At 64.4% G+C, this 10,796-nt stretch carries 8 protein-coding genes; all 8 read right to left on the reverse strand.

Going from position 1 to position 10,796, the window contains the following annotated elements; all coding sequences use genetic code 11:
- A partial coding sequence (locus tag CUC44_RS20090; protein ID WP_157812809.1) for a hypothetical protein occupies positions 1–198 on the reverse strand: 198 nt, incomplete at its 3' end.
- 10 nt (positions 199–208) lie between these two features.
- Positions 209–496: a type VI secretion system PAAR protein gene (locus CUC44_RS20095; protein ID WP_042642424.1), complete on the reverse strand. Its 288-nt coding sequence runs from the start codon at positions 494–496 to the stop codon at positions 209–211.
- A gap of 299 nt (positions 497–795) precedes the next feature.
- Positions 796–2,217, reverse strand: a complete 1,422-nt coding sequence (locus CUC44_RS20100) for a VasL domain-containing protein (protein ID WP_100861634.1) — start codon at positions 2,215–2,217, stop codon at positions 796–798.
- A gap of 42 nt (positions 2,218–2,259) precedes the next feature.
- Positions 2,260–5,751 (reverse strand): type VI secretion system membrane subunit TssM, encoded by a 3,492-nt coding sequence (gene tssM, locus CUC44_RS20105; RefSeq protein ID WP_100861635.1) that lies wholly within the window; start codon positions 5,749–5,751, stop codon positions 2,260–2,262.
- A 50-nt stretch (positions 5,752–5,801) separates the two neighbouring features.
- The gene (gene tssA / locus CUC44_RS20110) at positions 5,802–7,208 is read right to left on the reverse strand and encodes a type VI secretion system protein TssA (RefSeq protein ID WP_100861636.1); all 1,407 of its coding nucleotides are present in this window, start codon (positions 7,206–7,208) and stop codon (positions 5,802–5,804) included.
- Positions 7,209–7,216: 8 nt separating this feature from the next.
- Complete coding sequence (gene vasI / locus CUC44_RS20115; protein WP_100861637.1) at positions 7,217–7,819, reverse strand: type VI secretion system-associated protein VasI; 603 nt, start codon at positions 7,817–7,819, stop codon at positions 7,217–7,219.
- A complete protein-coding gene (locus tag CUC44_RS20120) occupies positions 7,819–9,357 on the reverse strand; it encodes a sigma-54 interaction domain-containing protein (protein ID WP_100861638.1) in 1,539 nt (512 codons plus the stop codon). Before CUC44_RS20120 ends, vasI begins: the two co-directional genes overlap by 1 nt.
- 2 nt (positions 9,358–9,359) lie before the next feature.
- Positions 9,360–10,796 (reverse strand): AAA family ATPase (locus CUC44_RS20125; RefSeq protein WP_157812810.1); only part of this gene is annotated, 1,437 nt, incomplete at its 5' end.

Raw genomic sequence — 10,796 nt, forward strand, 5'->3', positions numbered from 1 at the left:
GTTGTACCAGATGAGTAGCTCGCAGGGCTGGTCCAGCACGGCGCCAAAGTCGACGTCCGGCTGGGGGCTGGCGAGTTCCAGCCTCAGCTGGAAGGGGCCGTTCAGCGCCTCTTCCAGCGCAAATTCGGCCACCACGAAGGTGCTCTCGGGCAAGGCCCCCACCTTGACGGTGAATTGTAATCCTGTGCTGTCTGCCATCAGTGGCTCCTTATCCTGCCTGCCCGCTACCCGAACCTATCACCACGCCACCGCAGCCGATGGCGGTACCGGTGACGGCGATGGGTTTGCCGTTTACCAACACAGAACCGACGCCCCCCGAGATGCTGCGCGGATGGGGGGGATTGCTCGGTTTGACATGGGGAGCCAGGGGATCCCCTTGGCGAGCCACCGGCTTGCCGTCGAGGAACACATTGGGGCTGGCGGCGATCACCGGGGAGGGGTGGAAGCCGTCATGGTCGGTGCCTATGTCACCGAGCAATGCAATCGTGGGGCACATCTGAATTCTCCGTGTGGGCGAAGGGGGGCCTTGGCGCATCCCCTGCCATGACCCAGACCCACTTAGGTGAGCCTCGGCCGAGGAACAGCTGGAGAGGCTACTCAGCAGCCTCCATGCCAACGCCATGATTTAATAAAAATCTTTTAAATCATGGCATTATGATCCGACTTTCGAGCCTTGGCAGATCAAGCTGCAACAACTTGCCCGCAGCAGCATAAACACCATAAGAATCCTGCCGCAGGCAGCTGATCTAGCTACCATTTGCGCAACTTATTGCGCAGGTCGGAAGATTAAACGCCTTAATTGCCCTGCTGCAGCTGATAGAGGCGGACATTGAGCGCCTTGAGGTCATTTTCCAGCCCCTTGAGATCCGCCGCCGTGATAGGTTCCTGGGCCGCCTTGCGCGCCTCCAGTTCATTGAGGCGCAGGCTGAACGGGATGTTCTGCATCAGGTTCTTTTGCACCTCGTAGAGCTGGGACTTGAGGTAGGAGATGGTCACCGTCTTGCGCTGGCGCTCCAGCTCCAGCAGCTGATCCAGCAGGGCATCCACCCCGGCGCGGGCATCCAGATAGGTCGGCACGCTGATGGGATCCCCCTGCTGACCGGCAAGGGCGTTCTGCCACTGCTTGTCCAGCGCCTTCACCGCCAGGGAGTCGGGGTAGAGCATCAAGAGCGAGCTGCGCAGTCCCTCCCCATAGCGATAGCCATCGAGGGGGGAGGCCTGCTCGAGGCGGGCGAGCTGGGACTGATAGCGGGCCACCAGCTCGCTCTCCATCCCCTGCAGGGCCTGCTCACCCAGCACGATGCGCGCCTGGCGGATGTCGTCATAGCTGAGCACCCGCGGCAGCTCGCTGGCTGGCTGTTGCAGGCGCTGGGCGGCCAATACCTTCGCCTCCTGCTGATGCTGCCAGCCAACCCAGGCCATCACCGGCAGAGCGCAGCTGAGCAGGCCGCAGCCAAACCAGAACCAGGCCGGGCGCTGTTTGCGGTGCTGCTCTATCTTGAGCACGGTCGGCTTGACCTGCCCCTTCTCCCGTCCCACCAATATGCTGCCCTGGGGCAGATGGGGGGTCGCTGTCCCTGGGGAGGAGACGGTGTCGTGCTCCATGTCGGCCTTGAAGAACACCATGGGGGGGATCTGCAGCTCATCCTTGAGCCCAGGCTCGTCGGAGACGATGACGATCTCGGCCTCATCGAACAGGTGGGTGTAGCCCTCGATGAAGTGCACCAGGTTCTCGACCCTGGGAATGCGGCTGAGGCCCGCGTTGTGCAGCTTCTCGCTGATGAGCTGCAACGCCCGTTCGCAGCGATAGACCAGGCGCTTGTCCTCATGGCTTATCTGGTACTGGCGAATGACGTCGCTGATGCGGGCGATGAACCAGTCCAGCATCTCGATGCGGGCCCGCTCCTGCTGCACCGGCGGCCAGAAACTGTCCCACTGGGTCACGATGAGGTTGGCCAGAAACTCGCACCCCTCGGTGAAACCGCTCAGTCCCTGCAAGCGCGAGCGCGCCAGGGTGAAGTAGATGGCGGTCTGCAGATCCACCCCGTGTTTCTCGAAGATCTGACTCGCGAGCTGATGGATCCGAAGCCAGTCCACCTCGGGGCGCGAGGCGTGGCTGAGCTTGTTGATCTCGGCGCGCAGCGCCTCGTATTCCGGCAGCATCCTGGGGTCGCGCCCCACTTTCAGTGCCTGCTGGCCTTGCTGGTTATGTGTCATATGAGCGTCCAACGCAGTGGGGCCTGAGGCCCCACCGGATCATCAATAGAGGGATTCGGGCAACTTGAACTGACTGAACAGGCCGCCGGTGAAGGGGTTCTGCGCGCTGTCGGTGTAGACGCGATAGGTCATGGAGCCCTGATCCACCGGGAAGCGCACATCGAAGGTCGCCTCGTTGACCTGGGTCAGCTCCCCCTTGTCCATCAGGCGGAACATGGCCCAGGGCCCGACGAAGCCTTCGCTGCGCGGGGAGCGCTCGCGGGCGGCAGGCACCAGGGTTATCTTGCTCTCGGCCCCGTCACGCATGGTGTTGGGCCACACCAATGGGATCTTGGTGCGCCGGCCGTGGGCGTATTCCAGCAACTGACCGTCCAGATTCAGCACGCTGCGCCGCTTGTTGGCGGTGAGCTCGATGGGCTCGAGGGCAAATTGCACCTCCAGGTTACCCTGCTGGCTGAAGAAGATCTGGCGGATACGGGCGGCGCGGTCGAGCTGCTTTACCAGCTCCGCCTGCACCGGAGAGCCGAGTTCCCCTTCCATCAGGCCGCTCTCCACCATGGGCTTGAGGTTGACCTGATAGAAGCTGTCCAGGGTCCCGTTAGGTGCGAAGAAGCGCTCCATCTCGGACAGGGGCACATCCTTGGAGGAACCCGGCTCGAACGGATAGCGCCCTGCCAGCTGGCTGTTGAAGGGGGCCAGCACCTTGTCCTGCCACTCCTGGTTAAGAGAGGACATGGCGAGATCCACCACCAGCCGCGAGCTCTGCTCGGAGAGTTGACCCACCCAGCGATCCAGCGGTGCAGGCAGGCCGCGGGCGTACTGCTGCAGCGCAAACACGGGGTCGGCGTACTTGTTGGTCAGGCGCAGCTGCACCGCTTTCAAGGCAGACTGGCCCGGCTCGGTGGCGTTGACGATGAGCTCCAGATAGTGCTGCAGCTCCACCAGCTTCTGATTCACCTCCTGGATGAGGGGGCCCTGCTCACCGCGACCCGCCAAGGCGGCGTTGGTGGCCATGAAGGGGCGACCGATACGGGCCGTGATGGCCTGGGCCGGATCCCCTTCCACATCGGACAGTTTGCGGATGCGGGTGTTGTCATCCAGCGCCGCCAGGACGCGCTGGAACGGCTGATCGTTGCCGGTGATGGCGGTCAGCACGTCCAGCGCCTGCTCCGGACTCTCCAGATTCTGCACGTCCAGATTGGTCAGCAGGTTCTGCCACTGGTTGACGTAATCGGTGACGTAACGCTCGTTGACCTGGCGGGTGATCTCCTTGCGATCCGCCTCGCTCAGCTGACTCAGCTTGCGCTGACCCAGCACCCAGGCGTCCATGGCAGTGAGATCGATCAGTGCCTTGTCCTGTTTGAGGAAGAAATCGCTGAAACCTGGCCAGGTCAGCAGGCGCGGCACCTGCCCCGCCTGATCGTTGCGCAGGGCGAAGACGGTATCGAAGGTGGGCCCCACCTCGTCGCGCACGTTGAGATCCGGCGGCAACTGATCCCCCGCCTTTACCACCAGGTTTTGGTAGACCCTCTGGTACATGGGCAGCTTGCCAAGCTCGCGCTGGGCACCGTACACCGGCTCCTTGAAGGGAACGAAAGCGGTGATGGCGGCCTGATCCTTGGCCACTCTGGCGCCATACCAGTCGGTGTGATCCAGGGCGTAGTCCAGATGCCCCATCAGCTGTTCCTGCACCGGCCCCTGGCCCGGGAAGGCCCGTTGCCAGCGGCTTGCCATGTACTGCTCCACCAGCTCCTTGTTGCGACCGGAGGCGTCATCCAGCATCCGCATCACCCGCAGGATGGAAAGCTTCTCCTCGCTACCGGCTGGTGCCAGTTCGAGATCATCCATCAGCCCCTGCATCTGGGCGGGCAGGAAGCGCAGGCTCAGCAGTTGCAGATAGGATCCTTCAACATAGGGACCGATCTCGTCCCCCTGATAGAGGCCAAGGTCGGCCACCAGCGGGGTGCGCTCCCGATAGTTGCCAAAGGAGAGGGTCGCCTCGCGAATGAGGTTCAGGCGCGGCAGCTGGCTCACCCCGAAGGCGTGATCGTCGGTCAGTTCGCGGGTACTGGTGAAGGCCTGGGCCTTGGTCAGCACGTTACGACCGGCCTCCTCGTTAACCCGGTAGTAGTAGTGCCAGCCACCGATGAGGGCCGCCGAGAAGAAGGATAGGCACCCAATACCGATGGCCATGCGACGACGACGATAGAGGGTATGCAACCGGTTCTCCCCGGCCAGATGGGCCTCGGGGAAGATGATGCCGGAGAAGAGTTTTCGCACGAAATAGGTGTTGGACTCCCCGCGCAGGGCCGAGTGGATGGGCTCCGGCAGGTTGTAGCGGCGGGAAGCCGCCTGGGCGAACGCATCGAACGGCACCCCTTGCTGATAGACGGAGCTGATGTAGACACCGCGCACCAGTAGCGGCTTGCTCTCTTCTATTGCCAGGGTTTCATCCAGCAGGCTGGTCACATAGTCCTTGAGCCCCGCCAGCTGGCGCACGAAGGAGAAGAGCGCGCTGCGCTGACCGGCATCCAGCCGGGCCAACATCAGCTCGGGCAGGTTCTGGTTGAGGTTGTCCACCCACTGATCCCAGAACTGAGCCAGCTCCTGCTGCCAGTCGTGATTACCGCTCGGGTTGAAGGTCACCCCCAGCACGGCCTCGCGGGCCTCCTTGTCCAGCTGCTCATACACCACATCGAACCCACGCAGCAGATCCAGCTTGGTGAAGGTGACATAGAGGGGCAGCCGGGTATTCATGGTGGCCGACACCTCCTGCAGGCGCGAGCGCATCAGCTGGGCATAGGCCTTGCGCTCGGCCACGCTGGCGTGGGAAAGCCAGGCCAAGTCCACCGTCAGCACCAGGCCGTTGAGGGGCTGGCGACGACGATGCTCGCACAGCCAGTTCAGCAGATGCAGCCAGAGCCGCTCGTGCTTGCGCGCCAGCGGATCCAGCTCGGGTTCGGATTGGGACAAGAGCTCGCCGGCGGGATCCAGCATCACGGCCTGCTCCCCCAGCCAGCAGTCGATCAGCTGATCCTGGGCAACGTCCCTCAGTTCGGTATCGAGTCTCGGGTTGAGCTTGTTGGCCGGGTTTGCCCTGTGAATGAGGCTGCTCTTGCCGCTGCCGGGCAGCCCCAGCACCAGGTACCAGGGCATGGCGTAACGGGCCCCCTTGCCGAGGTGCTCATCGAGGGCCTGCAACCAGCGTCCCAGGAACAGCCCCTGTCGATCCAGCAGACCCTGCACCGGATCTTGCTCCAGCACAGTCTCCTGCTGACGCTCGGCCTTGAGCTGCTGCATCTTGCGCCACATCCGCCAGGAGAGTACTCCCAGCAGCAACCAGAGCCAGAGCAGGGTGAACACCACCCGTCCCCACAGGGGCTCGAGTGGCTTCGCATCGCGGATCTCGAGGCGGGGGCCGAGCCACCACGCCAGGATCAAGGCGACAACCCAGAGCACTGCGCCGAGCAGAGGCCAGGAGGGTTTCAATTTCGGCAGCTGTTGCCGCAGAAAGGTAAAAATGGTCTTGAACATAAAATGTGATCCAACTCCGACTCAGCGACTCATTTCGCCATGCATGTCATTTACCCAGCGGCCTGCTGTTCCAGGCGACTGACCAATCCGGGTTCCCATTGCGCCAATCCCAGGCGACTCGCCTCTTGCCACAGATGCTGATAGTGCTGACGCGCCAGCGCCCCCATGCCCTCTTGCGCCAGCAGCTCCGCCTGCACCAGTTGGGCGTGAAAGCGGGCACGAGGCTCCTGCAACTGCTGCATGCGCTCATCGAGCAGGGAGAGCGCCGCGGCCATGCCCTGCTCCCCATGGCGCTGGGCCACCTCCTCACCCAGGCTCCCGCCCGCCTCCGCCGTACCACTATTCGCCGGCTGCAACCAGCGGCTGCATTCGGGGGGCAGGAAGGGGCTGCCGTCGCTAAAAGCAAGCTCCCGCAAGGCCGGCAGGCGCTGCAAGAAGCCGCCCAGCTCCTCCCTGATGGCCTGGGCAACGACGCCAAATCCCAGCTTGTCCGCCACCTGGGCCGAGAGGCGATGCCCCTCGAACCAGTAGGGGGCCAGGGTCAGGCTCTGCTCGATGCGCTGCCAGAGCGCAAGATCCGCCGATCCCATGGCGACGCGATATTCGTCCACCATGTCCGCCGACATGGGGGCCAGCTGGGTTTTGTTGTCCCGGGCTGCCATGGGCGGGGCCGTGATCCCGGCCCAGATGGCGTGACGGCGCAGGCGATAGCCCATGGCCGCCTCCGGCTGGCGTTCGATGAGCAACTCCGCCACCTTAAGCTGGGTCTGGCGCCAAGCGCGGTCGTTGGAGCTGTCAATCTCGATGCCCGGCGCCTTGCTGGCACCGCTCAGCACCATGGCTGCGCCCTGGCTGGCATGGACAGCCGTATTCCCACTGCCCGTTGCCGGAGCCCCATCCGCCTCGGCCTGAGCGGCCTGCTGGCGCTGAGCCCGTCTCAGCCCCATCAGCAACGGATCGAGCAGTTCCCCCTTGTCCGGGCACTGCACCAGCCAACAAGCGCCAAGTTGTTCGGCCTGCGTCAGCAACTGGGCCAACTCGGCCGCCGAGGCGCTTTCGCAGACCCGTGGCAGCGCCCCTTCGAAGCGCTTGACGATCTGCACCATCAGCCGCTGTTTCTGGCTGGCATTGCCGGGCCAGGCCAGCAGCCAGTAGGCGCGGATCCAGGACTCCAGCAGGCTGAGCGCCGCCCCCATGGGGGTCGCCTTGGCGGGGTGCTGCAGGCAGCGCAGCAACTGGGCCAGTACCCGCATGTCCTTGGTGCGCGTCTCCAAGAGGCCAAGGCAGGCCTCCGCCACCGCATTGAGATCCACCTGGGCGTGCGCCAGGGAGCCGAGCTTGACCAGCTCGGTCTCCACATAGTCCCAGCGCGGCTCGTCCGCCAGGACGGCGCCCTTTATCTGTTCATCTGGCAGGCTGGCGAGCAGGCGGCCACACCAGGGGTGTTGATAGCTCATCTTCCCCCCTACCAGCGGCACTGCTGACGCAGGGGCGCCAGGGCGGTTTTCAGGCCGCTCAAGTCGACCCGCAGCAAGGCGCCATTGTCGGCCCGCACCTGCAACTCGCGATGACCCAACCAGCGCTTGAGCTCCTCGATGGCGGGCAGGCCACGGCCATATTCCAGCAAGAGCCCCTGATCCCGAATAAACCAGCTCTGGGCACCGCTACTTGGCTGACCATCCAGCTCGACCTGCACCTTCTCCCCGGCCCAGGGGCTGTCCAGCCGCAGCCGGATGTGGGTGATGCTGTCGACACAGCCGATGGAAAGCGTCGCTCCCCGCAGGGCCGGGCGGGTCAGGATCTCGCTGCCACGGCTCGGATCGCTTTGCAGCAGGAAGGGAGGGCTGTCCGGGGTGCGACTCTGCTCCTGATCCCAGATGGCCTGCCAGACGGGAGATTTAGCCACCCCGCTCACCTCGGCGGGCTCGCCCGCGCTGCCGAGGGCGTCATAACAGGCGAGGCGCACCAGAGGGGAGGCTTCACGCCGGCACTGCTGCCAGCTGGCCATATCCAATTGGGGAGCGGCTGTGCTTGCCAGCAAGAGGGGCAACAGGGTGAGGACACTCATCAGTTCACCTCCAGCTTCTGGCACTTGTGATCCAGGGTGCGCTTGGGAATGTTCAGGCTCTCGGCCACCAGCATGCGGTTGCCCTGGAAGTAGCGCAGCCGCGCCTCGATGACGGAGGCTTCGTACAGCTGCATGGCCCGGCGCAAGTCGCGGATGTGGTTGTAATCGTCCAGCATTCCGGGCAGCTCCACACAGACCCGCTCACGCAGCTCCGGCGGCAAGGCCTCCAGCACCACCTCTTCCCCATGAGGGGTGTGGGCGCAGGCCACCTCCAGCAGGTTGCGCAATTCGCGCACGTTGCCGGGGAAGTCGTAGCTCTGCAGCTGCTTCTGGAATTTGCGGTGCAGGCCGCCGAGGGCCTTGCCATCCTGCTCGGCAAACTGGGCCATGAAGTGCTGGCATAGCATGGGCACATCGTCCATGTGTTCGCGCAGCGGGGCTATGAGCAGCAGGCATTGGCAGAGGCGGTGATAGAGATCGGCGCGGAACTGGCCATCCTCCACCTGACGGGTGAGGGGCTGATGGGTGGCGGCGATGAGGCGAAAATCGGAGTGACTCTCCTGCTCGGCCCCGAGGGGCCGGTAGCTGCGGGTCTCCAGCACCCGCAGCAGCTTGGCCTGCATGGTGGCGGGCATGTCGCCCACCTCGTCCAGGAACAGGGTGCCGCCGTTGGCCTGAGCCACCAGCCCGGCCTTGTTGCTAAGCGCCCCGGAGAAGGCGCCTTTTTGGTAGCCAAACAGCTCGCTCTCGATGAGATTCTCCGGGATGGCGGCGCAGTTGATGGCCACGAACGGCTTGCCCGCGCGATCCGAGCATTGATGCACCAGACGGGCGACCACCTCCTTGCCGCTGCCGGTCTCCCCTTGGATGAGCACGGTCAGCTTGTGCTGCGCCGCCTGGTGGACCTGCTCTCTCAGCCCGCAGATAGCCGCAGATTGCCCTATCAATTTATCTGCCAGCAGCTTCTCGTGCTGTTTTTTGACCTGCCCCTCCCCTTTTATCTGGCGCAGGGAGTCTCTCAGCACGCTTTGATCCCGGCGGCTGCGCCCCAGTTCCCGAATGAGGGTGAGCTGGTTGCAAAACACCTGGGAGAGCTGGGCCAGCTCGGGGCCATCAGTCCACTCCTGCAACTGCTCTGCGCTGTCCATCATGGCCAGCACGGCGAACGGCTTGCCGTTGCCATCCAGCAAGGGGAAGGCGTGCAGGCCGCACTGCTGGCCGAGGTTGGAGAGCAGGGCGCGAAACTCCTTGTGCTCGATGCGCGCCCCCCCGTGCAGGGAGTCCCAGGTGCGGGACTGGGCCTTGTGCAGCACATAGGCAAGGGGGTGGGAGAAGTCATCCACCGCCAGGGAGAGGCTCACCGCCTGCCCCTTGACCCAGCCGCTGCATGCCAGCTGGCGACCGCTCACCTCCAGCATGCCGAGCAGCATGCCCTTCGGCTGGAAGCTGGCGTGCAGCACCTGTGACCACCATTGGCACAGGTGCGGCTCGTCGCGCTGCTCGGTCAGCTCGAGGGCAAAGGCGAGGGCTTGCTCCATACTCAAGCCCCCACCTCGGCCACGAACTGCTGATCCGCCACATAGAAGCGCACCCGGTTGATGGGTTCACCGGCGGCCAGGCGTTGCAACAGTTGCAGGGAAACCGGCGGCAGCAGGGCGCCGTCGATGACGGACTCCAGCATGCGGGCCCCGTTCTCGCTGCGATTGGCGCGGCGTAGTATCTCTTCAGCCACCTCGGCCTCCAGCTCTACCTCGGCGCCGAAGCGCTCCTTGAGCAGCTTGACCAGACGGTTGAGCTTGCCGCCCACGATCTGCACTAGCGTCTCGTGACCGAGCGGCAGATAGGGGATCACCTCCATGCGCGCCAGCAGTGCCGGCTTGAAGAAGGCGGCGAGCTCGGGGTAGAGCGCATCCAGCAGCACGTCCGGCTGCTCGGCGTGATCGACTATGGTCTGGAAGCCCAGGTTGGAGGTGAGGAAGAAGACCACGTTCTTGCAGTCGATGATGCGCCCCTCCCCGTCCGCCAGCTCGCCCTTGTCGAACGCCTGGTAGAAGAGGTTGAGCACATCCGGGTGGGCCTTCTCCACCTCATCCAGCAGCACCACTGAATAGGGCTTCTGGCGGATGGCTTCGGTCAGCACGCCACCCTCACCAAAGCCCACGTAACCCGGGGGCGAGCCGATGAGGCGCGAGACCGTGTGTTTTTCCTGATACTCGGACATATTGATGGTGGTGAGGTACTGGCGACCGCCGAACATCAGCTCGGCGATCTGCAGCACGGTCTCTGTCTTGCCGACCCCGCTCGGCCCCACCAACAGGAAGGCACCGAGGGGGCGACCCGGGCGGCGCAGGTCGGCGCGGGCGGTCAGCAGGTGCTTGTGCAGATGGGCCACCGCCACATCCTGCCCCTTGATGAGATCCCCCAGGTACTCCGGCAGCCGGGTGACCACGTCGAGCTCCCCCTGGGAGATGCGATTGAGCGGCACCCCGGTCCACTCGGCGATCACGGCCGCGACTTGCGTCTTGTCCACGTGGGCGGAAACCAGCACGGATTCTTGCTGCAGGTCGGCGAGTTCACCTTCGAGCGCCGCCAGCTGCTCGGCGGCGGCTTGGGGGTCCAGGGGAGCATCCGCCAGATCTAATGCCTCTTTCCTTAACAATTCATCCTGCTCGTCCGCCAACAGGGCGGCGCGCAGGGCTACGATCTGCTGCACCAGCCCCTGCTGTTGCTGCCAGCTGGCCTCCTGCTCTGCCAGGGCCTCCCGGCTGGCAGACTGGGCGGCCTGCAACTCGGCGAGGCGCTCCTCGTTGTCACCCAGGCCTATCAAACGCTGGCGCTCCAGCTGACGGATCTCCAGCTCCCGCTGGCGCAGCTCGTTTTGCAGATGGCTGACGGCGCGCGGCGGCGTGGTGAGGTTGATGGCCACCCGGGCACAGGCGGTGTCGAGCACGTCGATGGCCTTGTCCGGCAGCTGGCG

This window comes from Aeromonas lusitana (assembly GCF_002812985.1).
Lineage (GTDB): Bacteria > Pseudomonadota > Gammaproteobacteria > Enterobacterales > Aeromonadaceae > Aeromonas > Aeromonas lusitana.

Bases quoted from the DNA above. Each gene is read 5' to 3' on its own strand.
- CUC44_RS20095 (WP_042642424.1), bottom strand. From the start codon at position 496: ATGTGCCCCACGATTGCATTGCTCGGTGACATAGGCACCGACCATGAC.
- CUC44_RS20100 (WP_100861634.1), bottom strand. From the start codon at position 2,217: ATGACACATAACCAGCAAGGCCAGCAGGCACTGAAAGTGGGGCGCGAC.
- tssM (WP_100861635.1), bottom strand. From the start codon at position 5,751: ATGTTCAAGACCATTTTTACCTTTCTGCGGCAACAGCTGCCGAAATTG.
- tssA (WP_100861636.1), bottom strand. From the start codon at position 7,208: ATGAGCTATCAACACCCCTGGTGTGGCCGCCTGCTCGCCAGCCTGCCA.
- vasI (WP_100861637.1), bottom strand. From the start codon at position 7,819: ATGAGTGTCCTCACCCTGTTGCCCCTCTTGCTGGCAAGCACAGCCGCT.
- CUC44_RS20120 (WP_100861638.1), bottom strand. From the start codon at position 9,357: ATGGAGCAAGCCCTCGCCTTTGCCCTCGAGCTGACCGAGCAGCGCGAC.